This is a genomic window from Polynucleobacter wuianus (genome assembly GCF_001659725.1).
Classification (GTDB): Bacteria; Pseudomonadota; Gammaproteobacteria; order Burkholderiales; family Burkholderiaceae; genus Polynucleobacter; species Polynucleobacter wuianus.
This window is the reverse complement of sequence record NZ_CP015922.1, coordinates 1,107,462-1,131,415: the sequence shown is the minus strand read 5'-3', so window position 1 is coordinate 1,131,415 and position 23,954 is coordinate 1,107,462. Positions and strand designations below refer to the sequence as shown.

Genomic DNA, 23,954 nt, shown 5'->3' with positions numbered 1-23,954 from the left:
AATTCATTCAACAGGTTACAGGGAGTAATGCGTGAATAATTTAGCAATGACAACGATTCCCGAATTTTTGATCCGTCGCTTTCATGAATTAGGTGTAGACGAAGGATTTGGCATAGTCGGTGACTTTGCCCTTAAGCTATTTGATCGACTAGCAAAATTTGGTTTTCCGGTATTAGTCACTGCTGATGAGCAGGGTGGCGCATTTGCAGCCGAAGCCTATGCCCGCATTAGAGGGTTAGGGGTCTGCGCGGTAACTTATTCAGTAGGTGGGTTTAAGGTGGTTAATGCAACAGCGGGAGCTTGGGCAGAAAATGTACCTCTATTAATCCTAAGTGGATCACCAGGTCTTGCCGAGCGACAAGGTGACCCCTTGCTGCACCATAAAGTTAAAAACTTTGATACTCAGCTAGAAGTATTTAAAGACATCACAATTGCTCAGGCTGTTTTAAGCAATCCATTAACGATCACGCAAGAGATTGATCATGTCCTGAGTCAGATGATTGCCCATCAACGCCCGGGTTATATTGAAATCCCCAGAGATATGGTGGATGTACCAGTGCATGATCGCGTGGGTAGTCTTGTTATTGATTTACCAAAAGTGCATCCAACACGTTTAGAGCTAGCCGTTGAAGAAACCTTAGACTTATTAGAAGCTTCTGGAGATGCGGTTTCCGTTGCAGGGGTCATGGCGGTGCGTCGCAAACTTGGACCTGAACTCTTAGCCTTTACGGAATATTTCGGTGTGCCCATGGCTACCACTTCACTTTCAAAAGGGGTGATTCTTGAAACGCATCCGCTAGCATTGGGTGTTTATATGGGAGCGGTCAGTAGCGATTCGGTTGTGCAGCAAGTAGAGAGCGCAAAGCCCTTGATTTCGTTTGGTGTGTTGTACGGTGATTTAGTGATGGGTGGATTTACCGATCACCTAGAAAGGGGTCAGGTAATTGAATGTACTGACACTCATGTCAACATCGGTTTTCATACTTATCACGATGTTCCACTGTGGGCATTTTTACCTGCGCTCATTCAGGCTGGCAAGCAAAGAGCTTATCAAGAGGGTGGTCAAGTTGTTAGGCGACAGAATACGTTTACTCCGCAGGCGGGTAAAGCATTGCTGGTGGAAAGTATCATGGCATGTATTGCTGGTTTTATCGATCACAAAACCCGTTTAATAGTAGACCCAGGTGATTGTCTTTTTGCGTCTGTAGACTTGCCGGCCCAGACGCTCACTTTGGCAAGTGCGTATTACGCCACCATGGGATATGCGGTACCGGCCGCTTTAGGAGCTGGTAAAGCCGACCCAAATACCAGACCCATGGTGCTAGTAGGTGACGGTGCTTTTTTAATGACAGGTTTAGAAGCGCTGAGCGCAGTTCATCATGGTGTATATCCCATCATTATCGTGATGGATAACCAAGGTTATGGCACTCAACGTCCGATGATCGATGGGCCTTTCAATGACATACCAGCTCTGCATGCAGAAGAGCTTACTAAGGCTTTTGGTGTTGGAACTGGCATCTTGTGTCACACAGAGAACGAGTTGCATGAAGCTTTAACGCAGGCAAAAAATAGTGAAGCTTTATTTATTATTCGCGCTTGTGTTCCTCCTAAAACATACAGCCCTGGATTGGTTCGTTTGACGAATGCTCTAAAGAAAAAAGTCTAACCTTGTTGCTTTGATTCCTGATAGCTGTGCCTTAGATCATCTAGCATTATTGTTGCTGGGATTGTGTGGCTCAGGGTGTTAATCAGCACCCAAAATTGATTTCAAAACAAGGGTAGTTTTATTGGATTTTTAGCATGATCTGGCTCATTAGCTCCCAACCCGATTGGCACTCTAGGAGCAAGCCTTGTCCGCCTTAGAGCTTCACCAGGTCAATGAATACGGGAAATCGGGAAATTCAAGCGATATTCGATATAATCTCTACAACTTTTATTAATAATTACTTTTTTGTTTTGCTTAAGAATTACTGAAGAGAATTTTTCTTCATTATATTGAGTACGCTGGATTAATTACGCAATCAGAAAAAAACAAAAAATGTGTTTATCTAATCTGCTAAACCGAACTCATGAATAAAATTTACCGCCTTGTATTTAATAAGTCGACTGGGCTCATTCAGGTTGCCTCTGAATTCGCGAGCTCTGCTGGCGGTTCAGTAAGTTCCCGCTTAGTTAACACCATTGTTTTTTCTGAAAGTTTTGCGCTCATTCCATTTAGGCTGCGAACACTCACAGCAGCTTTAGTCAGTACATTACTCATGAGTGGTCCGCTGTTATTGGGAAGGGGTATCGCCTCTGCTGCAAACTGCGCATCAACGATTTCATCTTCGTCTAGCGCGTGTACTTTATCTACTAACTCGGTGGAGATTACAGGCTCGGGTTCAATCGTTTCTTCTAGCATTCCAATTGGCGTGAGTAGTAGTTCAACTGGTCTCAATTTAGGTGGCATCACTGTAGATAGTGGCGGTCTCTTGCAATACACCGGCAGTACAGGAACCAGCGCCGGAATTAGTTACGTCTATAACCCTACCGGAGCACCAAGTCCACGAAATTATGCGGGGGCAATCAATCTCAATGGAGATCTCACCAGCTCCCAGCGGGGTATCTATGTCAATGGTTTTGTCTTAGATAGCGTGAGCATTGGATCGGGTAGCACATTAACGGCTGGCGGCTTTGGGATGTTTCTTGCTGATTCATCTGGGGTGACTGGCAACGTCACGAATAATGGCACGATTAGTTCCGGTTCTTATAGCATTTCTATTGGCGGAGCATCATCTGGAGTTGTGGCTTCTTACATTGAAGGTGGTATTACCAATTCTGGAACCATTACCAGCTCCAATGGCGTAGCTATTAATAATGCCGGAGACATTACTGGTGCGATTACTAATAGCGCTACTGGCATCTTAAATGGCGCTATTAACATTAGCGGTACTGCCACTGGCGGCATTGATAATTTCGGGATTATTAATCACACTAATAATCCTGATAGCTATGCTATTAACATTACCGGAAGTGTTGGTGGCGGCATTACGAATGAATCATCGGGCGTGATTAATGGTACGGTCTATGCCAATACTGTTACTGCTTTAACGCTTGACAATAGTGGTCAAATAAATGGGCCGGTAACTTTCAATGCGACCCCTGGAACAATTAATCTGAATGGTGCCGCGGGAACAATTACTGGCGCTGTTACTGGTTCTAATACTACCGTTAATGCGGTGGGTACTTTTTCTACTGCAAATACTTTTAATGTTAAAACATTTAATGTTAATGCGGGCGGAAGTCTGACCTTAAATGATGATGTCACTCTGGTGACTGGTAATACCTTTACGAATGCTGGCAACCTCACCGTGGTGGCAGCTAAGAGTCCAACCATCACTGGAAATTACGCTCAATCAGGTACCTATACATTAGAAATTGCAAGCACTACTTCGTATAGTATTTTGAATATTACTGGTGGTGCGAGCTTCTCCGGTGCTTATGACTTTACTTTGCTACCAAGCTCAACCCTAGTGGCAGATAATTTGTATCAGGGTATTTTGAGGAGTAATTCTCTTGCCGGCTTTACTACACAAACTTATACCCAAAGTCTCGGCGGTACAAGTTACACCTATCAAGTATTGCAGGATGCTACGAATGCTGGATGGCTAGATTTATGTTACAGCCCCATTGCCGGAAGTTGTACCGGTGGTTCCGGCAAGCCAGATATTGTTGTTGCTGGTAATTCAGATGGCACTAATATTGCCTCTAGTATCGTGAGCGGGGTAAGTCCAAACTTTAATAATCGTTTTGATGGTGGAACATTATTAGTGGATGTGGCAAATACCTACGGCGGTAACTTCACCATAACCACTAATGGTGGTTTGATCAATGCCAATGGACTAGCCTCCACTTTTACAGGGGTATTTTCAGATGACGCTTCTGGGGTTCCTGGCAGCTTATCGATTACCAATAGCGCTGCTAGTAATGGAACAGTAACCCTCACGGGCACCAACACTTACACCGGCACTACCACGATTGATACCGGGGCTACCTTAGCACTATCTGGTACCGGTTCGATTGCCACCTCCAGGGGCGTAGTGGATAACGGCAGCTTTGATATTTCAGCAACGACCAGTGGCGCATCGATCACTACCTTGTCTGGTAATGGTCAAGCTCTCTTAGGAGCGCAAACCTTAACTATTACCAATGGTGCATCCAATGGTGCTGGTAGCGGCACTTTTGATGGCGTGATCAGCGGCACTGGAGGAGTGACTCTGACTGGTGGTACACAAACACTCACGGGCACTAATACTTATACTGGTGCAACAACGATTAGCGGTACTGCTAGCGCGAACAAAGCAACCTTAGCGTTAACGGGTACGGGTTCAATTGCAACATCGAGTGGTGTGAACCTAACGGGTTATGCCAACTTCGATATTTCAGGAACCACTGCTGGCGCAACGATTCAATCCTTAGCAGATGTCGGCATAGAGAACACCGTTTTCTTAGGAGCGCAAAACCTAACACTGTCTAATGCGAGTGGTACTTATAGTGGCGTGATCGCTGATGGTTCTGCCGACGGTAGTTCAAGTGCTACTGGTGGCTCTGTCACGGTTGCTGCTGGTACACAAACCCTCACGGGCACCAACACTTACACCGGCACTACCACGATTGATACCGGGGCTACCTTAGCACTATCTGGTACCGGTTCGATTGCCACCTCCAGGGGCGTAGTGGATAACGGCAGCTTTGATATTTCAGCAACGACCAGTGGCGCATCGATCACTACCTTGTCTGGTAATGGTCAAGCTCTCTTAGGAGCGCAAACCTTAACTATTACCAATGGTGCATCCAATGGTGCTGGTAGCGGCACTTTTGATGGCGTGATCAGTGGCACTGGAGGAGTGACCCTGACTGGTGGTACACAAACACTCACGGGCACTAATACTTATACTGGTGCAACAACGATTAGCGGTACTGCTAGCGCGAACAAAGCAACCTTAGCGTTAACGGGTACGGGTTCAATTGCAACATCGAGTGGTGTGAACCTAACGGGTTATGCCAACTTCGATATTTCAGGAACCACTGCTGGCGCAACGATTCAATCCTTAGCAGATGTCGGCATAGAGAACACCGTTTTCTTAGGAGCGCAAAACCTAACACTGTCTAATGCGAGTGGTACTTATAGTGGCGTGATCGCTGATGGTTCTGCCGACGGTAGTTCAAGTGCTACTGGTGGCTCTGTCACGGTTGCTGCTGGTACACAAACCCTCACGGGCACCAACACTTACACCGGCACTACCACGATTGATACCGGGGCTACCTTAGCACTATCTGGTACCGGTTCGATTGCCACCTCCAGGGGCGTAGTGGATAACGGCAGCTTTGATATTTCAGCAACGACCAGTGGCACATCGATCACTACCTTGTCTGGTAATGGTCAAGCTCTCTTAGGAGCGCAAACCTTAACTATTACCAATGGTGCATCCAATGGTGCTGGTAGCGGCACTTTTGATGGCGTGATCAGCGGCACTGGAGGAGTGACCCTGACTGGTGGTACACAAACACTCACGGGCACTAATACTTATACTGGTGCAACAACGATTAATCCAGCTGCAACTCTGGCCTTATCTGGCAATGGATCGATTACCACTAGTAGTACGGTCAATAACACGGGTAAATTTGATGTGACTGCCAAGACCGGCAATGTTGCCCTAGGCGGTACTTATACCCAGACATCATCCGGCACTTTATTGATGACGATCTCGCCTAATAATAATCAACAGGTTAATGTTGCTGGTGCTGTTACGGTAGCTGGTACTTTAAATTTAGCAGCGAGCGGCGGCACTTACAGAGTAGGGCGGTATACCTTAATGACAGGTAATGGCGTTTCTGGAACGTTTGGGACATTTTCATCTAATCTTTCTAGCGTGACACCATTACGTTACTCCTTGGCATATGATCCGAATGATGTGTATTTGGTATTAGGTCCTGCAACTGCGGACTCACAGCAATCTTTAGTGAATACCGCTAACGCATTGCAACCAATTTTTACCTTGCAAAATACGGTGCTTGCAAATAGCTTTACTTATGATTGCCCAGTGTTTGATATACATAATATTTGTGTATCAGCAGGTGGTCGCAATACTGCTGTGCAAGCCTCCAATGGGTTAAATAATACGAGTGGTCTTTTGATTGCTGCCTATCGACTTGATGATAATACCCGCATCGGCGCTTATGCTGATCAGAACTTATCCGTTGCTAATGCACCTAGTGGAGTCAAATTGGGCAATAACTCACCACTCATTGGTGTCTTTGGGGTGTGGGCAGAAGATGTTGCTAATGGCACAGGCTGGGAAGCCAAAGTAGCAGCAGCCTACGGCAAGAAGAATGCGACTGTGACACGACAAGTAGTAGGTAGCTCTGAGCCGGGTTCTGGTGGTTCTGCCTTAATTAGTCAAGGCGCACAAATTATTGGAAAATATGGTTTTGGTGTCACTGACAACACCGTTGTTTCACCATACCTTGGAATGCGTTATACCCAAAATAATATGGGTGGATATACAGAGCAAAGTACGGCATCCGTCTATGCTCCAATGACCTTTGGTGCGGTTAATACGAATGCGACCACCGCTTTGGCAGGCGTGGGTGCAAGCTATAAAGGCATTCCCGCGACTACTTTCTTTGCAAGTGCTGGTATAGAGTCTGATACCAAAACCAGTAATGGATCTTACTTGGGTACAAATCCCGATTTAGGCACCTTAACAACAATAAACTTTAATCCGAACCCAGTAAAAACCAGACCTACTGCAACTGTGGGTGCTTATTATGATGTAGAAAAAAACCAGCGCATTGGTGTGACCGGCATCTATCGACAAGAGCCATTTAAATCCGTTAGCACCACGACTGCAATGGTTACGTACACAGTTGGTTTTTAGTCCCAGCTAATGACGAGCTAAGACTCATTAGTGCGGGGTACAGAAATCTTTTAGAAAGGCAATATGAGTCCTCATATGAATTCAATCTGCAAAGCCTTGCTGCTATTAGCTTTCTTCATCTTTATCAACTCTGCGGGTGCACAAAACCTTTCAGAGCCGCAAGCCGCGCTCGCCAGCGTGAATGGCGTAAAACTAACTACTGCTGAGTATCAAAAGTGGCTAAGACAAGCGATTGCCGATGGCGCTCCAGAAACCCCTGAGCTGCGTAATAAGGTATTTAATGATTTAGTGACGCGTGAAGCAATTGCGCAAGACGTTAAAAAAACTAAGCTATTGGAGCGCGATAACAATGCGTTTAAATTAGAGCTGGCGCAAAGTAATGCTCTGCAAGAGATTTGGTTTGCCGAATACTTTAAAGCTCACCCATTGACCGATGCCCAGGTCAGAGCGGAATACGAGAGACAAGTCACTTTAAGTCGGGAAGCAAAAAACTCGCAAGAGTATCAAATATCGCAAATTGTTGTTACTAGCGAAGATCAGGCAAATGAATTCATTCGCCAGTTAAAAAATGGAACGAACTTTGAAAGCTTAGCCAAACAAAAATCAATCGATCAAAAGACAGCGTCCATGGGCGGTATGTTAGGTTGGGTGCTACCTTCCCAACTGACCCCACCCATTAATTTGGTCGTCCCCAATTTATTAAGGGGGCAGATAACACAAAATCCAATTCAAATTGGAGTCTATTGGCATGTCATCAAAGTGGATGATATTCGACCATTTGTCATGCCTAGTTTTGATCAGGCCAAGGTCGGCATCGCGCAATCTTTGGTTCAGCAACGCAGGCAAGATGCTTTGGCAAACTTAATGAAAAATGTAAAAGTTGCTAAGGTTTATAACTAATTATTTGCGCAAATCCATGGGTAGTTCTTCTCAGAGTTGGATCAAGATAGCGCTTGGCTGCTTTCTGATCGGCGTCTATAGCCTGACGTTTGCAGCGAACAAACATGCCGCAAAGTCTTCTAGTAACACAAGTGCAGGCTCTGCAGCGCTGCCAACACAAAACCGTAGTTCATTTTCACCAGGGGCTGGTGCAGGGGCTCAAGCCCCTTTTACGAAAAAGCCCCTAACTGCGCCATCACCCGAGGTCATAAAGGGTGCGCCTCAGACTCATACTACCGAAGCTCAAGAGCGCGGATATACAACAATTATTATTGCTTTCATTGTTAGCTTAGCTGCACTGATGGGACTCGGTCTTCTAATTGTCTATCGAAAATACTTTTCGCCTATAGTAACTGTTAATGACAAGAAGATCACTTTGAGGGACTATCGAAAAAAATTAGCCCAGGCCGTTGCGCAAGGCGTGCCCGATACGATGGGGCATCGCGATACGATATTGAATGACATGATTTTGCGCGAAGTTATTGCGCAAGATCTTAACCATACTGAGTATGGCAGCAATTTCTCTCAGTATCGATTTACCGCCGATCAAAAAGAATCTGTCCTAGAAATCTGGTTTTCGAAACAGCACCGCTCATTCGAAATTCAGGAACACGAGATCTTGGCGGAATACAACAAGCGACAAATACTTGCTCAAGACCCTAAGAACGCGTATGAGTACCTACTGTCACAGATTATTGTCCAGAGCGAGCTGGAGGGTATTCGTTTGATTGAGCAACTTCAGCAAGGGGTATCGTTTAGTGCGCTTGCTGAGGAAAAATCGATTGACCAGCAATCTAGAGGGCTTGGCGGCTATATTGGCTGGGCTATACCAGCACAAATCCTTGTGCCATTGAATGATCATGTCGTTAAATTGAAAAAAATCAATTTTCTGCACAGCCAATTCACACAAAACTGGGTTGGCATATTGTAAAGGTGCAGGATATTCGTCCCTTTGTTGTGCCAGCATTTGAAACTATTAAAGGGGCTCTGTTTGAGTCGTTATTGCATCGTAAGCGTCAAGAGGCAATTACTGCATTGATGGCAAGAAGCAAAGTTGTCAGACACTCAGAAAAAAGTAGACGCACTAAAACAACTTAATTACCTCAGTCATCTTATTGCGATATGTAAGGTGTGATTGCCTTGCTCCACTGCACATAGCCTTGCGCATTTAAGTGGCTGCCATCGGTGGTGTATTGCGATAGCAAACCCTGTAAAGTCGAACTTAATTGCTGATTGAGATCAATGAAAGTGATGTTTTTATCTTTGGCATATTGGCGAAGTAGGGTATTCAGTTTTCGGACATCTTCCACTTCTTTTCCGCAGCGCAGACGTGAACATTCAACAGTAGATTGTATATATACAGTGACACCATTTTTCTGCAAACGCTGCACAATCTTTGTGTAAGTATTAAAAGCCTGATCTACGGAAGCACCAGTAGCAAAATCGTTTAGGCCAGCTTGTAAAAATGCTTTCTTAGGCTTAAGTTTGAGTATCGGATCTAGGCGATTCAGAATGTCTACTGTGCGGTCTCCGCCAATACCGCGATTGGCGATTTTGACATTCGGAAACACATCATTCCACATGACATTTGCCGTCAATGAATCGCCAATCATGACTACGTCTACAGGTGGAGAAAAGGTATTGAATAACTCATTTTGAGGTCTGACTTTTGAAACCGCATCCATCAAAAAAGTTCCTGTCAATACGGAATCATAGCCCATCACTTGACTGCGCAGTTTTTGCAAGTGCAGTCGGATCATATTCTGCCGATCAGCTGTAGCCACCCCTATCAGGTAGGCAAGAAACACCATCAATAAGAAGGTGAGTAGAGTCCATTTTTTCAAGGGTGAGCCCATTTTTCAAGCATTATGCCGATTGACTTGCGGGAGTCATCGCAGTAAGGTGAATAGTAAGGTGCTACAAAGACCATTTTTTATCCAATATGAAAGAGATGTGTTCATGTGATGAAAAAACTGCTTGCTTACATTCCATTGCTATTGTTACAGTCATGCACTTCAATTGGAAGTCACGTACAAGGCTGGCCACAACTCCAGGTTAGCGTTCATGAAACTTCCATTCTAGAGGTGAACGCGCAGTGCTGGAAATATTTGCCACTTGCAAACAAGAATCTAGGCTCTATTTCTTTTGGGTGTTCTATTTACAACCTCAATCGGCAAACCTGCGATATCTATATACCCAAAGGGGCACCCCAATCAATTTTGGAGCATGAAATGGAGCACTGCAGTGGTGGCGACCATCTGGATCATAGTCTTGAGGAGGCCTTTAATGAATGGTTGGATATGCGTGGTCAGGTTGGGGCAGTTATTTCTGAGCAAGCACCCCGCTTAGTGCCTGATCCCTACGGTAGTGACAGACTGACTTGGGATCACTCTTCTCGATTTGGACCTATTTCGCCAGAGATGAAAGCGGATGCCGATCTAGCTTGCTCGGAATATGATTTATCTTGGCTTACTTTTAAGGCCACTGGCTATCATCCTGCCGCTCAAAATCTTGAGGGGGAAGTAATCTCGAATGGTGGTTACTTTTGTGAAGCCCAGTAATCTGCTGCACAAATTAAGTCCAATTGCCACACTTGAAGCCATATTTGAAAAATGGCTGAGCATCTCTGAATACGGCACCTCTCCTTAATCGGGCTTATATTTTTGCGGATGATGTTTCTGAATTTGCTGCGCTTCCTTTGGAGTAGCATCATGATCAAAAGCCGCTTGAAAGCCTGGAGGATATTTCTTCCAAGGGTAGCCTTTAACAGCCTGATCGTAGCCGTAGCGGAATAGGGCATTCATATAGGCGCTGTCAAATTCCTGGGTGTGGGGCTCATTAAAGTCAGATCCAATGTAGGCTAAATTAAACCCAACATTGTCGCTTTGAGTAGTGTTGTAGATACGATATAAATCACCTATTCCTTGAGTCTGGATTAATTGTGAAATAGCTCGACCCGCCACGCTAATGGTCCGGCGCTCTGTTTCATTCCAGCGCGGATCTAGGCGAGCATTGCGAATAATGTAGGCTTCTCGATGCTGGCGCCGTGAGATACCCATTGCCTTAGCCTTGGCTGCTGCTAGGGAAGGGTATAAAAAGACTTGCGTACTCGCTCCACCATCGACATGCATTTCCTGAAAAGCTTCTGAGCCGAGTAAAAAATCAAACATCACCGGTGAAAAGGCGCCCGGAATCGAAGCTGAGGCCAGCATAATCTTACGAAAGAGATCTAAAGCCTCGGGCGTGCCAATGCTGGCGATCCGCCCCATATTCCAAATCACGGGCAAGCCTGCATCGATGTTGGTTGTACCAATCAGCAACCATCTGCCATGCGTGTTGTACTCAAGCGCAATTTTTTGCAAAAACTGCGCATCCACATATTTCGAAATCAATTGATATAAGGGTGTGGAGTCAGCAAGACCATCACTGAAAATACCCGACAAAATACCGCGTTCAATATAGACATCGCTCGGGCCAATGCCGGTATACACTTTTCGCAAGAGAGGGTCACAGTCTTTGCCAAGGTATGCAAATGGCGCAATTAGCGCACCCGTACTGATGCCGGTGACTAAGTTAAATGCGGGCCTTGAACCTTGCTCTGACCAACCCACTAAAAGTCCTGCACCAAAGGCGCCATCATCACCACCACCTGACAAGGCCAAGTAATTGGCGTCCCCTGTAAAAGCCTTGACACCACGAGTAGTCTCTAAGGTAACCACATCTTTTACCAAATCATCAATACCCGCTTGGGTTGAAATCAGATATCTGACGCTGGGTAAACCGGCAATTTGCGCTTTATTTAGGGCGTCGGGCGGAATGGCAGATTTGCGCTCTAAAGAGGAGCATCCCGTTAGCAAGAGAAAAAGAGCGCCACAAGCAATTATTTTGATATTGCACATCATTGAATCTCGTTAATTTAAGGAAAGTCACTATAGGGTAATCTTTGATTTTAGATTAAAAATAATGATAATTATCGTATTCTGAAAAGATTCAATTATTGGGATCAATTGTAAGATCCGCTTATTTACCCAAATACATATCATTACATTGGAGTGCTATATGAAAGCATGCATTATTAAGTCAGTTGTTTGTGCGATTGGCGTTATGAGCTCAGGCTATGTATTAGCAGCGGGCGGCGGCGGAGTGGTTTCGGACCCTGGTGCCTTAGAGGGCAAGCATTTTGATGCAAAAGGTAATGCTCCCTCAAAATATACTGTCGAGTTGCAAAAGAGTTTACGCAAAACCTTACCTTTCGAAGATCGGCGCGACTTTGAAGAATCTAAACGCGGATTGATTGCTACTCCCGCTTACAAAACAATCATGGCTGATGCTGGCAATGTTGCATGGGATATGGGAAGTTATGACTTTCTATTGCAAGGCAAGGAGTTTGATAGCGTTCACCCATCATTACAGCGCCAAGCAATTCTCAATATGGCCTACGGACTCTATGAAGTGGTGCCTGGAAAGATTTATCAAGTGCGTGGCTTTGACTTAGCTAATATTAGCTTCATTAAAACCAATACGGGTTGGATAGTTTTTGACCCCCTAGCTGCAAAAGAAACTGCTAGAGCCGCTCTTGAGTTGGTCAATGAAAAACTAGGCAAACGTCCGGTAATAGCCGTGGTTTACTCCCACTCCCATGCCGATCATTTTGGTGGAGTCCGCGGCGTAGTGGATGAAGCTGATGTTAAGAGCGGCAAAGTCAAAATCATTGCTCCTGCTGGCTTTATGGATCACGCGATTGCGGAGAATGTCTACGCCGGCAATGCAATGACTCGCAGACTGTATTTTCAATACGGAGTGCTTTTACCTCGAAGCCCATTTGGACACGTTGACCAATCCATTGGCAAGAATACTGCTGCCGGTAATTTAGGCTTGATTGAACCAAATGTTTATATCAACCAACCTTACGAAAAAATGACTGTAGATGGAGTGGAAATGGAGTTCCAGAATACCCCTGGAACGGAAGCGCCAGCCGAAATGAATACCTACTTCCCGCAATTTAAGGCATTTTGGGCTGCGGAAAATATTACCGGTACGATTCACAACATCTACACCTTACGTGGCGCTTTAGTACGAGATTCATTGGCTTGGTCTAAAAATATCAATAATGCTTTGTATCGCTACGGTAATGAAAGCGATGTGATGTTCGCCTCACACACATGGCCTCGTTGGGGTAATGCGCGTATTCAAGAAGTCATGCGGACTCAGCGTGATAGTTATGCACATTTACATAATGAAGTTTTACATTTAGCCAATAATGGTGTCACGATTAACGAGATTCAGAATGTCTATAAGCAGCCTGAGAGTTTGAAAAAGCAGTGGGCTGCTCATAGTTATCACGGTTCTGAAGAGCACAATAGTCGCGCTGTCATTAATCGCTATCTTGGTTATTGGGATGCCAATCCAGCAACATTGGCACCGCTGTCACCCAAAGATGCCGCACCCCTTTACGTGGAGATGATGGGCGGCTCTGCAAAGATCTTGGCTAAGGGCAGAGAGCTATACAAAAAAGGTCAATATCGTGAAGCCATGGAGATTGTGAATAAATTGGTTTACGCGCAACCTAATAATGTGCCCGCAAAAGACTTGCTGGCAGATATCTTTGAGCAAATTGGATATCAAAAAGAGAGTCCCAGTATGCGGAATAGTTTCTTAGGCGCTGCTTACGAGTTGCGTCATGGGATGCCTACTGGAGCCTCTCCGAAGACTAACGGTCCGGACATGATCAGAGGTATGACAACCGAACTTTGGCTAAACGCCCTTGGTATCAGTATGGATAGTAAAAAGGCGGCAGATATGAATTTTGTCATCAATCTTTCCACACCGGATAACGGGGAGCAGTTTGTCATTGAGATGAGCAATTCTGCATTGACCAATATAAAGGGTCAGCAAGCTAAAAATCCAAATCTGACTGTGACACTAAATCGCAGTGATTTAGAGCGGGTGATGGGTGGGCAAACTACCTTTGATCAGTTGCAAGCGCAGGGAAAGGTACAGTTTGATGGTGATCGTAAGGTATTTGATCAGTTGAGAAGCACCTTAACAGTCTTTGTGCCGGATTTCGAATTAATGCCAGGTACTAAGCCAAAGGCAGCGCAAAAACCTGTGGCCCAACCCGCTAAGGACCCATTTGCTGCGCAAGAGATAGCTATTACTGCTGGAGAGTAAAAAAAAGGGGGGGTAATAAAAAAGGACCTCAATGAATTGCTCATAATCGGTCCTTTTTTTATTTAGCATGTTTGTTTTAGTTGAGATCAACCTGGAGTTTTGCATCCTTCACAAGCTTGGCCCATTGATTGCGATCCTTGGCAATAAATCTGAATATGCCCTGCAAGACTGGAAAGGGCAGAGTTCCTATAAGTCAGCATTGATTAAATAAAATAATATTTCCCGATCGGGAATATATGCCTATAATATGAGCAATAAAGCAATAAATTTCCCGATCAGGAAATTATGTTGAAAAAATAGGCAAATTAGAGTAAAATTTCCCGATCAGGAAATATTTATGAGCACACAAATTCAAAACTCTCTAGATCTAGGTCGCTTAGTGCGTGAGACACGCAAGCGCCTGAAATTGACTCAGCCGCAGTTGGCGCTAGCCGCCAATGTAGGGGTAAGGTTCATTGTTGAGCTAGAGGCAGGCAAATCCACTCTTAGATTGGAAAATATTCTGAGAGTGTTGCAAGCCTTGGGCGGAGTACTAAGCGTGGAGGGTATGGACCCTTTCATTGGCAATAAACAAGATGGGGTGCGCTAATGGTTCGAGAGTTGAACGTCTGGTTTTTTGGCGAGCGCGTAGGGGCTCTAACTCAGGATGAAGGCTACCTATCTTTTCAGTATCTACCTGAATGGCTAGAATCAAAAAACGCTAAGCCACTCTCTCAATCCTTGCCGTTACGCGCTGAGCCATTTGGTGACAAGATTGCAAAACCCTTTTTCGCCGGCTTATTGCCTGAGGGTGATAAACGTGCTGCAGTAGCGAACATCTTAAAGGTATCGAGTAAAAATGATTTCGCATTGCTAGATGGCATTGGGGGCGAGTGCGCGGGTGCATTGATTTTGCTAGAGCCTGGTCAAACACCGCCGGTAGAAGCGCATGCAAGTGAATCAATAGAGTGGCTAGAAGAGGAACAGTTGCTTGCAGTGCTAGAGAAGTTGCATAAGCAACCATTGCTCGCTGGAGAATCCGGCCTGAGGTTATCGCTCGCTGGAGCTCAGGAGAAGTTGCCAGTAGTTGCTAGGGAAGTGTCGGGCAAAGATGGCCAAAGTCATTTTGAAATTGGCCTGCCAAAGAATAATATCCCAAGCTCATACATTCTTAAACCTGAGATATCAGGCGTTGATGGCAGTGTCTATAACGAAGCATTTTGCCTTGCTCTAGCCAGGGAGTTAAAGCTAGATGCCGCCACAGCCAAGATTGGCCGAACCAAAGATAAAACATATTTACTGGTAGAGCGCTATGATCGTTTTCTTGATGGTAGACAGTTAAGACGATTGCATCAAGAGGACTTCTGTCAGGCATTGGGCGTAGCGCCTGAGTTTAAATATCAGAATGAGGGTGGGCTAACTATTGCTGATGGATTTGCATTGGTACGCAAGGTAACTACTCCAAGCGCCCCCAATCTTTTGCGACTATTGGACTACATCATTTTTAATTGCTTGGTGGGCAACAACGATGCTCACGCAAAGAACTTTTCATTGCTCTACAGTCAAATCGGAATTCAATTGGCGCCACTTTATGACGTGTTATCAACAGCGGTCTATCCAGACCTCAGCGATAGCATGGCAATGAAGATTGGTAGCAAATACCGCTTTGATGAATTGCATGCACGCCATTGGGGGCAAATGGCTGAAGCGGCACAATTGGGCGCACCCCAATTAAAAAGAAGGGTGCTGGAGATTGCAGGTGAGTTGCCTAATTTGGCAAAAGGATTGCAGGCACAATTTGAGGCTAAGGGCTGGAGTCATCCAATCCTTGTCAAAATTGTTTCATTGATTGAAGGGCGTTGCGCAACAACAGTCAATCGTTTCTCAATGGCGGAGTAATGAAGTAATGATGGTCTATAAATTTACATCCGCTAAGTGGGCGAAAGTGGCGGTTCAAGATATGCGCCTAAAGCTGTCAATTTTTACCGAGTTAAATGATCCGTTTGAGTTATCTGGATTTAATTGAAGGGATCCCGTCATGCAGGCATTCCACGTAAGACAGCATCAAAAATTACCGATGACATGGAATACTTATATTTTCGGAAGACTATAGATCACCGTTGATGTGGTCGCATTATGCAAAGCAGCATGCCAGAGTGTAATACCTACAAATTATCATACCGCTTAATGAAATTGTTCTAAATTTAAAAAAAGGGCAGCACACAACAAAACCTATTCAGACTTCACTGGGTTGGCATATTATTCGCGTTGAGGATATTCGACCATTTGTACTCCCGACATATGACGTCCTTAAAGCATCCATCTTTGATGCATTGCTCCAACATAAACGTCAAGAAGCAATCACTGCCTTGATGGCGAGAACAACAGTGGTGATGAGCTAAGGAGAAAAAGCACCGCCTGTCTTTAGTGCCTTGAGTTTGTCGTCAACAAATCCTAGTTCAGCTAAGAGCTCATCCGTGTGCTCACCTAAAAGTGGAGGGTGTCTATGAACTTGCTGTGGTGTACCCATCATCTTCACAGCAAAACCAATATTGGGAACTTTGCCTTCAATAGGATGGTCAATCTCTATACGCATCTTACGATGTCGACCATGTTCACTATCAAATGCTTCTGGGTAGGTATTGATGGGTCCTGCGGGAATGCCTGCGGCTAATAAAGCGGTAACCCATTCTTCACTCGTTTTAGTAATAAAGGTTTTCTCTAGCTCGCTTGCTAGTTCAAGGCGATTAGCTAGACGCAGTGGATTGGTTTTAAAGCGTGCATCTTCAAAGAGTTCTGGACGACCAATCTTTTCGCAAAGCAATTTCCAAAGTTTTTGATTGGTAGCACCCATCACAAAATAGCCATCAGAGGCTTTCATAGCTTGATAAGGAGCGCTCATATGATTGGCAGTACCTAGCTTATAGGGCTCAACACCCGTACCCCAGTATTGCGCGGTATCCCAAATTGAAAACGCAAGAGCAGAATCAAATAAGGAAGCATCAATAAACTGCCCTTCACCCGTTTTGGTTTTGCCAATATAGGCAGATAAAATTCCGTAGACAGCAAAGAGGGCGCAACCAATATCAGCCACTGGAACACCTGCTTTGACTGGTGGGCCATCGGGGTAACCGGTCACACTCATGACGCCAGACATAGCTTGGGCCATCAAATCAAACCCAGGACGATCCGCCCAGGGGCCTGTTTGGCCAAAGCCAGAGATGCTGGCGTACACCAATCCTGGATTCAATTTTTGTAGTGAAGGGTAATCAATGCCCAGTTTTTTCATGACACCGGGACGATAGTTTTCCACCAAGATGTCTGCTGTTTTAACCAGTTCAAAAAAGACTTTCTTGCCAGCTTCGGTTTTGAGATTCAGGGTCAAACTGCGTTTATTGCGGTTCATATTCAGAAAGCCCATGCTGTCTGAACCCTTCATCTTAAATCCCATCGCACCTCTAGTTTGATCACCAGTAGCAGGTGGCTCAATCTTGATGACATCGGCACCTAAGTCAGCTAAGAGCATGCAACAGTAAGGTCCGGCCATCACTTGGCTCACATCCAGCACCCTCACTCCAGAAAGGGGGAGGGGTCTAGAACCTTCACTCATAGGTGTTTTCGTCATTGTCTCGATGGTTTTTATATGTTTAGAATGAAGCTCTAATAGTATCAAACACAATTAAAACAATATTGGAGACATTATGTTGCTGAAATCCTGGGTGCTTCGAAGTTTGCTGGCATTTATCCTGGGTGCCTCCTCATGGCTTGCAATAGCTCAACCCACTTATCCTGCAAAACCCATTCGATTAATTGTTGGCTTTGCGCCTGGTGGCGGTACTGATATTGTCGCCCGCGCTATCGCTCCAAAAATGAGTGAGATTCTTGGGCAAAGCGTGATTGTGGAAAACAAGTCGGGTGCCGCTGGAACTATTGCTGCAGATCAGATTGCCAAATCCAATCCTGACGGCTATACCTTGCTCGTTGGGCACTCTAATTCGAATGCGATTGCACCTTTTGTATTGACTAATGTGCCATACAACCCTGCAACGGATTTCACACCCATTACTTATCTGGGTTATGTGCCAAACGTCTTATTAGTTAAAGCCTCATTGCCGGTGAACTCAGTTGCACAATTGATTTCTTTAGCAAAAGCTAATCCAGGACAAATGACTTATGGTTCTTCTGGAATTGGTAGCACCCAACATTTAGCCGGTGCATTGTTTGGCAAGATTGCTGGTATTGAAATCAACCATGTTCCATACAAAGGCAGTGGTCAAGCCATTATCGATTTGTTGGGCGGTCAAATTACCATGAACTTTGATACTTTGCCCCCAAACTTGCAGCAAATCAAAGATGGCAGCTTGAAAGCTTTGGCCATTTCCACGCCAAAGCGTTTATCGATTCTGCCGAATGTTCCCACCTTTAACGAAGTGGGTATTGTTGGCTTTGATGTCACCAATTGGTACTCGATTATGGGTCCAAAAGGTATGGATCCCGCAGTAGTCAATAAGATCGACCAAGCAGTTAAAGCAGCCATGGCAGATCCACAAATTAAGAAAACACTAGACTCACAAGGCTTGCAACCTGAGGGCCCCACAACCCCAGCAGCATTTAGCCTCTTCTTAACTGCTGAGTTGGCAAAGTACCAGCGTTTGGTCAAGAGCCTCAATATTAAAGCTGAATAATGGGTACTCATGACAGAACAAGAGACGCAAGATAAAGTCGCGCAAGTCACCTTTGACTTGCGCGACAATATTGCCTATGTAACCTTTGATCATGTTGCGGCTCGCAATGCGATGACGGTTGGCATGTATGAAAGCCTTAAGTCGATCTGCCAAGATATTGCCAAGAACCCAGCGATCCGCGTAGCGATCTTTCGAGGGGCTGGTGGTAAATCTTTTGTGTCAGGTAGCGATATTGCGCAATTTACTAGCTTTAAGGATGGTGAAGATGGTGTGCGCTATGAAGAGGCAATACATGACTATTTAAACCCCTTAGCATCTCTTCCAATACCAACTATTGCAGTGATTGATGGCATGGCAGTTGGTGGTGGCCTTGCCATTGCCACCTGCTGTGATTTTAGGATTGCTACGCCGGATGCAAAGTTTGGCGTGCCAATTGCCAGAACTCTTGGTAATTGCCTTTACCCCGGCAATATCGCCTGGTTGGCTGCTCACATGGGTATGAATATTGTTCGGCGCATGCTTCTCTTAGCAGAAATGGTTTCGGCAAAAGAGTTGCATGCTCAGGGTTACTTACTGGCAACCCATGATGCAGATCTGCTTAGTAAAGAAGCCGATGTTCTGGCTGAACGCTTATCTAAACTGGCCCCGATTACCCAAAAAGCGAGCAAGCTGGCGATGGCTAGGATTATTGCCAATCAACTTCCCGATTGCCAAGACCTCATTCGTGAAACCTACGGTAGTGAGGATTTTAAAAATGGTGTGGCTTCATTCTTAAAAGGCGAGCCACCAGTTTGGACGGGCAAATAAGCTCAATCCAAAAACATCTCTTGCAGATTATTTAGGTAGCGTAGGCCTAATTCAGTAGGTTTGAGTTTGCTGGGATGCTTATCCAATAAACCTTTCTTACTGGCCTCGCCCAATCCCTTGCTCATCACGCTTAGAGGTAAGCCAGTACGCTCGCTAAAGGTATTGGTATCTACGCCATTCGTTAGTCGCAGGACATTGAGCATGAATTCAAATGGAAGATCCTTGGCCTCGATCTCTCTAGATTCAATTAAGGCATTGCCTTTATTTTCTATGGCCGACATGTAGGTTTCGGGATGACGCTCACGAACTTGACGTGTAATCTTTCCTGGGAACGAGACTTTGCCATGCGCTCCTGCACCAATACCAATGTAGTCGCCGAAGCGCCAGTAGTTCAGATTGTGTTTGCACTCTTGATCTTTCTTGGCATACGCAGATACTTCATAGCGTTGATAGCCAGCTTTAGTCAAGAGATCAAGATTCTGTTCAAAGATAGCATCGACTTCATCTTCACTGGGAAGCTTAGGCGGAAAGCTAGCGAAGTAAGTATTGGGCTCCAGTGTGAGATTGTAAAAAGACAGGTGGGGCGTCTTAAATGACAGGGCAGTTTCTACATCCTGCTTTGCCGCTTCAAGACTTTGGTTGGGTAGGCCATACATCAGATCTAAATTCACTGATTTAAAGTGATCTAATGCAATCTGAATGGCCCGCTTCGCTTCCTGACCATTGTGAATACGTCCCAAAGCCTTAAGTTGCTCATCCTGAAAGCTCTGCACACCAATAGACACTCGGTTAATGCCGCACTGGGCAAAGGCGGCAAACTTATCGGCCTCTATAGAGCCTGGATTGGCTTCCATCGTGATCTCAGCATCTGGCTCAAGATGAACTCGAGCGCGTACCGCTGAAAGTAACTCATCCATGCCTTCGGGTGATAGCAGGCTTGGAGTTCCTCCCCCAATAAAAATGCTGTGTACTTGTCTGCCCCAAATGTTGGGTAGCTCGGTTTCTAAATCCGCAATTAAGGCTTTGATATAACGTTTTTCATCAAAGCCAGATTTGCCATCAGCGCCGGAAGCATCTTTAATCTGATGTGAATTGAAATCACAGTAAGGACATTTCTTTTCACACCAAGGAAAGTGAATGTAGAGCGCTAGAGGGGGTAGAGCTGTTAATACAACAGCATTTACTTGTAGCTTAGGCACGAGACTGCAATTGTGTAATGAGCTCACGTAAGGCTTGTCCGCGATGGCTGATGGCATTCTTCTTTTCGGGTGCTAACTCTGCCGCGGTAAGGCCTAATTCTGGCAAAAAGAAGTGGGGGTCATAGCCAAAACCGTGAGAACCCTTCGCATCATCAATCAAAGCGCCATACCAGCGGGTTTGCACGATGACGGGCTCTGGGTCATTAGCACTATTTACAAAGACTAATGCACAAACATAATGGGCGCCGCGATTATTTTTGCCTTTGAGTGCTGTAATCAGCTTTTGATTATTAGCAACATCATTGGCAGGCTCACCAGCATAACGCGCAGATAAAACACCAGGCTGCCCATTTAATGCGTGTGCACAAATGCCAGAGTCATCTGCTAAAGCTGGTAGTCCGCAAGCTGCACTGGCGTGGCGTGCTTTAGCAAGGGCATTCTCAACAAAGGTGTGGTGAGGTTCATCTGCAGAAGGGATGCCTAACTCACCTTGAGGAATCACCTGAAAGTTTAAAGGAGCCAAGAGGGCCTGAAACTCCCGAACCTTACCAGCATTATTCGAGGCGAGAACGAGCTTTTGCATTATTAAATATGGACTGCTTATTTCAATGCTTCAATCTGCAAGTGAGTAAGCTCTTGAATGCCTTGTTCGGCCAGATCTAGGAGTGCAGTTAATTCGCTTCTTGAGAAGGCTGCACCTTCAGCGGTGCCTTGCACTTCGATCATGCCACCCTTGCCAGTCATGACCACATTCATATCAGTATCGCAAGAAGAGTCCTCTGGGTAATCTAAATCGAGCACTGGAACACCCTGATAGATACCAACCGAAATAGCAGCAACACTATCGATGATTGGGTCTTGAGTTAGTGCGCCACTTTTGAGAAGTTGATTCACTGCATCACGGGCCGCCACATAAGCACCAGTAATTGAAGCAGTGCGTGTGCCACCATCCGCTTGCAGGACATCGCAATCTAAATGAATGGTGCGCTCACCCAAAATTTCTAAATTAAAGACGCTGCGCATGGCGCGTCCAATGAGGCGCTGGATTTCTTGTGTGCGACCAGATTGTTTGCCGCGTGCTGCCTCACGATCGCTGCGAGTATGAGTGGAGCGGGGCAACATGCCGTATTCCGCGGTAACCCAACCTTCACCAGAGCCGCGCTGATGAGGTGGCACTTTATCGAGGATGCTGGCAGTGCAGAGCACCTTGGTATCGCCAAAGGCTATCAGCACAGAACCTTCTGCGTGCTTGGTAAAGCTTCGAGAGATCGTGACAGGGCGTAAGTCTTTTGGCTTACGACCGCTGGGACGGGAAATATTGGCTGAATTTGGGCTGCTCATGGGTTTGTCCTGAAGTGTGTATAAAGAATCTACAATGTCCATATGATATCGAGCATGACTGGTTATGGCAGCGCTTCTCACCAAGTCTCCCTAGGGGCTGGCGTAGTGGCTGATCTGCAGGTGGAATGTCGGGCTGTCAACAGCCGCTTTCTGGATTTGGGCTTTCGTCTGCCGGACGAATGCCGTGGGGCTGAGCCTGCACTGCGAGAAATGGCGACCCAAAGCCTATCGAGAGGCAAGGTGGAGTTTCGGGCGGCTTGGCGGGTTAATAGCGCCGCCGCAGGGGCTGCTAAGAGTAATCCCCACGCCCTAGGGGCAATGAACCAAGATCGTCTAGATGCGCTCTACACCCTCCAAGAAAAAGCCCAAGAGACCTTTACGAAGGCGCAAGAGCTCAGTATTGCTGAAGTCCTGCGTTGGCCAGGAATTGTCTCCGAACCTAGAGGCGAAGAAGAAGGCTGGATTACAGCAACGATAGCAGCAGGACGCGCAGCCTTGGAAGCACTGATGGACAGTCGCCATGCTGAAGGAAAAGCATTGGTTGGAGTACTCACCAGCATTACGAGCAAAATGCGGGACATTGTGAAAGTGATCGAGCCTCAGGTCCCAGAGTATGTAGCACAGTATCAAGCAAAGCTGACCGAACGACTTTCTGAGGCATTGGCTGCACAAGAGCAAGCCAAATCTGGAACAGAGTTGATGGAGCGTATCCGCCAAGAGGTGGTGCTCTATGCAGTGCGTATTGATGTTGCCGAAGAGTTTGCCCGCTTAAAGACTCACCTGCAAGCCGTTGATAATGCCCTGGCCGGTAAAGGTCCAGTCGGGAAGCGTTTGGATTTTCTGATGCAAGAACTCAATCGTGAGGCAAATACCTTGAGTTCCAAGTCTGTTTCAGAGGAATGTACCCAGGCGGCTTTAGAGCTCAAACTATTGATTGAGCAAATGCGTGAACAAGTGCAAAACTTAGAGTAATCAGAGACTGTTTATTCACCATTCAGAATCCGTACAATTGACCCATGACTAGCCCAAGCGCAACCTCTTCTTATCAAGGCAGCATGCTGATGATTGTGGCGCCATCAGGAGCAGGCAAGTCGTCTTTGGTCAATGCTCTTCTAAAAGATGATGCGGGACTTAAATTATCTTTATCAACTACCACCCGTGCGCCAAGACCAGGTGAAGTGGATGGTAAGGATTACCGCTTTGTTTCTAAAGAAGCATTTATTGCCGAAAGAGATCAGGGACAATTTTTAGAGTGGGCGGAAGTGCATGGGCACTTCTATGGAACCTCTAAACCTTGGATTGAATCTCAGATGCAAACTGGTAGCGATGTCATGCTAGAGATTGATTGGCAGGGTGCGCAACAAATTCGGAAACTCATTCCGTCAGTACAGTGGATTTTTATCTTTCCACCCTCAATCGAAGCGTTAGAAGAGCGCTTGCGTAAAAGAGGGCAGGATGATGAGGCTACGATTCAAAGGCGTTTAGCAGCAGCGCATGTGGAGTTGATGCATGCCCACGAGGCGGATTACATTGTGGTTAATGACGCCTTTGAACAGGCTCTAACCGATCTAAAGCATATATTGGCCTCCAGCCGCTTGCGTTCTGGACCCAGCATGGCCCGAAATCCAGCTCTTTTAAGGCGCCTCGGGGTTTAATCAGTTATCCTATAGGTATCGAAGCTAAATTAAGTGAGTTCAGCATGGCCCGAATTACTGTAGAAGATTGCCTTAAAACCATCCCTAATCGTTTTGAACTAGTGTTGGCTGCAACTTATCGCGCACGTCAATTAGTTCAAGGTCACTCCCCACGTGTTGAGTCCAGAGATAAAGCTACTGTTGTTGCTTTGCGTGAAGTAGCAGCTGGTGTGACTGACCGTGATATGTTGACCAAAGTACCTTTGTAATTTAGGAGTT

The 23,954-nt window shown here is 45.8% G+C and carries 21 protein-coding genes; 15 read left to right on the top strand and 6 right to left on the bottom strand.

All coding sequences use genetic code 11. From position 1 onward, the window contains the following. Nucleotides 1-31: 31 nt before the first annotated feature. The 5 genes from A8O14_RS05900 (at nucleotide 32) to A8O14_RS11755 (ending at nucleotide 8,957) form a co-directional block, all read left to right on the top strand. Nucleotides 32-1,666 carry an alpha-keto acid decarboxylase family protein gene (locus A8O14_RS05900; RefSeq protein ID WP_145915333.1) on the top strand — a complete coding sequence of 545 codons (1,635 nt, stop codon included), beginning with the start codon at nucleotides 32-34 and terminating at the stop codon, nucleotides 1,664-1,666. A 403-nt stretch (nucleotides 1,667-2,069) separates the two neighbouring features. Beyond that, nucleotides 2,070-6,920: an ESPR-type extended signal peptide-containing protein gene (locus A8O14_RS05890; RefSeq protein WP_071608675.1), complete on the top strand. Its 4,851-nt coding sequence runs from the start codon at nucleotides 2,070-2,072 to the stop codon at nucleotides 6,918-6,920. Nucleotides 6,921-6,995: 75 nt separating this feature from the next. Next, nucleotides 6,996-7,820 (top strand): peptidylprolyl isomerase, encoded by an 825-nt coding sequence (locus A8O14_RS05885; protein WP_068948662.1) that lies wholly within the window; start codon nucleotides 6,996-6,998, stop codon nucleotides 7,818-7,820. Between the two features lie 16 nt (nucleotides 7,821-7,836). Next, nucleotides 7,837-8,790, top strand: coding sequence for a peptidylprolyl isomerase (locus tag A8O14_RS05880; RefSeq protein WP_068948661.1), 954 nt, complete (start codon nucleotides 7,837-7,839; stop codon nucleotides 8,788-8,790). 2 nt (nucleotides 8,791-8,792) lie between these two features. Then, complete coding sequence (locus tag A8O14_RS11755) at nucleotides 8,793-8,957, top strand: hypothetical protein (RefSeq protein ID WP_161484810.1); 165 nt, start codon at nucleotides 8,793-8,795, stop codon at nucleotides 8,955-8,957. Nucleotides 8,958-8,971: 14 nt separating this feature from the next. Here the strand turns inward: A8O14_RS11755 and A8O14_RS05875 are convergent, their stop codons facing one another. After that, entirely contained in the window at nucleotides 8,972-9,619 is a 648-nt protein-coding gene (locus A8O14_RS05875) for a GDSL-type esterase/lipase family protein (RefSeq protein WP_161484809.1), read from the bottom strand. 204 nt (nucleotides 9,620-9,823) lie between these two features. Here A8O14_RS05875 and A8O14_RS05870 point away from each other — a divergent pair, with 204 nt between their 5' ends. Continuing rightward, a complete protein-coding gene (locus A8O14_RS05870) occupies nucleotides 9,824-10,420 on the top strand; it encodes a hypothetical protein (RefSeq protein ID WP_068948659.1) in 597 nt (198 codons plus the stop codon). Between the two features lie 84 nt (nucleotides 10,421-10,504). On the opposite strand, the gene A8O14_RS05865 is transcribed toward A8O14_RS05870, so the two are convergent. Then, nucleotides 10,505-11,761, bottom strand: coding sequence for a patatin-like phospholipase family protein (locus A8O14_RS05865; RefSeq protein ID WP_068948658.1), 1,257 nt, complete (start codon nucleotides 11,759-11,761; stop codon nucleotides 10,505-10,507). Nucleotides 11,762-11,918: 157 nt separating this feature from the next. Here A8O14_RS05865 and A8O14_RS05860 point away from each other — a divergent pair, with 157 nt between their 5' ends. From A8O14_RS05860 to A8O14_RS11705, 4 genes are all read left to right on the top strand, one after another. Further along, complete coding sequence (locus A8O14_RS05860) at nucleotides 11,919-14,030, top strand: alkyl/aryl-sulfatase (RefSeq protein ID WP_068948657.1); 2,112 nt, start codon at nucleotides 11,919-11,921, stop codon at nucleotides 14,028-14,030. 337 nt (nucleotides 14,031-14,367) lie between these two features. Further along, nucleotides 14,368-14,619, top strand: a complete 252-nt coding sequence (locus tag A8O14_RS05855; RefSeq protein WP_068948656.1) for a type II toxin-antitoxin system Y4mF family antitoxin — start codon at nucleotides 14,368-14,370, stop codon at nucleotides 14,617-14,619. After that, complete coding sequence (locus A8O14_RS05850) at nucleotides 14,619-15,908, top strand: type II toxin-antitoxin system HipA family toxin (protein ID WP_068948655.1); 1,290 nt, start codon at nucleotides 14,619-14,621, stop codon at nucleotides 15,906-15,908. The genes A8O14_RS05855 and A8O14_RS05850 overlap by 1 nt, the downstream gene beginning before the upstream one ends. A gap of 272 nt (nucleotides 15,909-16,180) precedes the next feature. After that, complete coding sequence (locus A8O14_RS11705) at nucleotides 16,181-16,411, top strand: peptidylprolyl isomerase (protein WP_145915356.1); 231 nt, start codon at nucleotides 16,181-16,183, stop codon at nucleotides 16,409-16,411. Here A8O14_RS11705 and A8O14_RS05845 read toward each other — a convergent pair. Continuing rightward, on the bottom strand, nucleotides 16,408-17,619 hold the full coding sequence (locus A8O14_RS05845; protein WP_228385118.1) for a CaiB/BaiF CoA transferase family protein: 1,212 nt from the start codon (nucleotides 17,617-17,619) through the stop codon (nucleotides 16,408-16,410). The two genes, A8O14_RS11705 and A8O14_RS05845, sit on opposite strands and share 4 nt — an antisense overlap. Before the next feature lie 91 nt (nucleotides 17,620-17,710). On the opposite strand from A8O14_RS05845, the gene A8O14_RS05840 reads away from it, so the two are divergent. After that, nucleotides 17,711-18,694, top strand: coding sequence for a Bug family tripartite tricarboxylate transporter substrate binding protein (locus tag A8O14_RS05840; RefSeq protein ID WP_068948653.1), 984 nt, complete (start codon nucleotides 17,711-17,713; stop codon nucleotides 18,692-18,694). Between the two features lie 9 nt (nucleotides 18,695-18,703). Continuing rightward, a complete protein-coding gene (locus tag A8O14_RS05835; RefSeq protein WP_068948652.1) occupies nucleotides 18,704-19,501 on the top strand; it encodes an enoyl-CoA hydratase/isomerase family protein in 798 nt (265 codons plus the stop codon). Between the two features lie 2 nt (nucleotides 19,502-19,503). Here the strand turns inward: A8O14_RS05835 and hemW are convergent, their stop codons facing one another. From hemW to rph, 3 genes are read right to left on the bottom strand one after another with little or no spacing between them, the layout of a single operon-like run. Beyond that, nucleotides 19,504-20,727 (bottom strand): radical SAM family heme chaperone HemW, encoded by a 1,224-nt coding sequence (hemW, locus tag A8O14_RS05830; protein ID WP_407675308.1) that lies wholly within the window; start codon nucleotides 20,725-20,727, stop codon nucleotides 19,504-19,506. Next, on the bottom strand, nucleotides 20,693-21,283 hold the full coding sequence (rdgB, locus tag A8O14_RS05825; RefSeq protein ID WP_068948650.1) for an RdgB/HAM1 family non-canonical purine NTP pyrophosphatase: 591 nt from the start codon (nucleotides 21,281-21,283) through the stop codon (nucleotides 20,693-20,695). The genes hemW and rdgB overlap by 35 nt, the downstream gene beginning before the upstream one ends. Before the next feature lie 17 nt (nucleotides 21,284-21,300). Further along, on the bottom strand, nucleotides 21,301-22,041 hold the full coding sequence (gene rph / locus A8O14_RS05820) for a ribonuclease PH (RefSeq protein ID WP_068948649.1): 741 nt from the start codon (nucleotides 22,039-22,041) through the stop codon (nucleotides 21,301-21,303). Nucleotides 22,042-22,083: 42 nt separating this feature from the next. Between rph and A8O14_RS05815 the strand changes: the two genes are divergently transcribed. Genes A8O14_RS05815 through rpoZ form a run of 3 tightly spaced genes read left to right on the top strand, consistent with a single transcriptional unit; the run spans nucleotide 22,084 to nucleotide 23,944 of the window. Then, nucleotides 22,084-23,013: a YicC/YloC family endoribonuclease gene (locus tag A8O14_RS05815; RefSeq protein WP_068948648.1), complete on the top strand. Its 930-nt coding sequence runs from the start codon at nucleotides 22,084-22,086 to the stop codon at nucleotides 23,011-23,013. Between the two features lie 44 nt (nucleotides 23,014-23,057). Then, a complete protein-coding gene (gmk, locus tag A8O14_RS05810) occupies nucleotides 23,058-23,696 on the top strand; it encodes a guanylate kinase (protein ID WP_068948647.1) in 639 nt (212 codons plus the stop codon). 44 nt (nucleotides 23,697-23,740) lie between these two features. Beyond that, on the top strand, nucleotides 23,741-23,944 hold the full coding sequence (gene rpoZ / locus A8O14_RS05805; protein ID WP_011902918.1) for a DNA-directed RNA polymerase subunit omega: 204 nt from the start codon (nucleotides 23,741-23,743) through the stop codon (nucleotides 23,942-23,944). Nucleotides 23,945-23,954 lie beyond the last annotated feature (10 nt).

What these genes read in the sequence shown, in the direction of transcription:
- rdgB (WP_068948650.1), bottom strand. Translation starts at nt 21,283, where the DNA reads ATGCAAAAGCTCGTTCTCGCCTCGAATAATGCTGGTAAGGTTCGGGAG.
- A8O14_RS05885 (WP_068948662.1), top strand. Translation starts at nt 6,996, where the DNA reads ATGAATTCAATCTGCAAAGCCTTGCTGCTATTAGCTTTCTTCATCTTT.
- A8O14_RS05875 (WP_161484809.1), bottom strand. Translation starts at nt 9,619, where the DNA reads ATGATCCGACTGCACTTGCAAAAACTGCGCAGTCAAGTGATGGGCTAT.
- A8O14_RS05835 (WP_068948652.1), top strand. Translation starts at nt 18,704, where the DNA reads ATGACAGAACAAGAGACGCAAGATAAAGTCGCGCAAGTCACCTTTGAC.
- A8O14_RS05865 (WP_068948658.1), bottom strand. Translation starts at nt 11,761, where the DNA reads ATGATGTGCAATATCAAAATAATTGCTTGTGGCGCTCTTTTTCTCTTG.
- A8O14_RS05855 (WP_068948656.1), top strand. Translation starts at nt 14,368, where the DNA reads ATGAGCACACAAATTCAAAACTCTCTAGATCTAGGTCGCTTAGTGCGT.
- A8O14_RS05840 (WP_068948653.1), top strand. Translation starts at nt 17,711, where the DNA reads ATGTTGCTGAAATCCTGGGTGCTTCGAAGTTTGCTGGCATTTATCCTG.
- rph (WP_068948649.1), bottom strand. Translation starts at nt 22,041, where the DNA reads ATGAGCAGCCCAAATTCAGCCAATATTTCCCGTCCCAGCGGTCGTAAG.
- A8O14_RS05870 (WP_068948659.1), top strand. Translation starts at nt 9,824, where the DNA reads ATGAAAAAACTGCTTGCTTACATTCCATTGCTATTGTTACAGTCATGC.
- A8O14_RS05815 (WP_068948648.1), top strand. Translation starts at nt 22,084, where the DNA reads ATGATATCGAGCATGACTGGTTATGGCAGCGCTTCTCACCAAGTCTCC.
- A8O14_RS05845 (WP_228385118.1), bottom strand. Translation starts at nt 17,619, where the DNA reads ATGAGTGAAGGTTCTAGACCCCTCCCCCTTTCTGGAGTGAGGGTGCTG.
- A8O14_RS05890 (WP_071608675.1), top strand. Translation starts at nt 2,070, where the DNA reads ATGAATAAAATTTACCGCCTTGTATTTAATAAGTCGACTGGGCTCATT.
- gmk (WP_068948647.1), top strand. Translation starts at nt 23,058, where the DNA reads ATGACTAGCCCAAGCGCAACCTCTTCTTATCAAGGCAGCATGCTGATG.
- rpoZ (WP_011902918.1), top strand. Translation starts at nt 23,741, where the DNA reads ATGGCCCGAATTACTGTAGAAGATTGCCTTAAAACCATCCCTAATCGT.
- A8O14_RS05860 (WP_068948657.1), top strand. Translation starts at nt 11,919, where the DNA reads ATGAAAGCATGCATTATTAAGTCAGTTGTTTGTGCGATTGGCGTTATG.
- A8O14_RS05850 (WP_068948655.1), top strand. Translation starts at nt 14,619, where the DNA reads ATGGTTCGAGAGTTGAACGTCTGGTTTTTTGGCGAGCGCGTAGGGGCT.
- A8O14_RS05880 (WP_068948661.1), top strand. Translation starts at nt 7,837, where the DNA reads ATGGGTAGTTCTTCTCAGAGTTGGATCAAGATAGCGCTTGGCTGCTTT.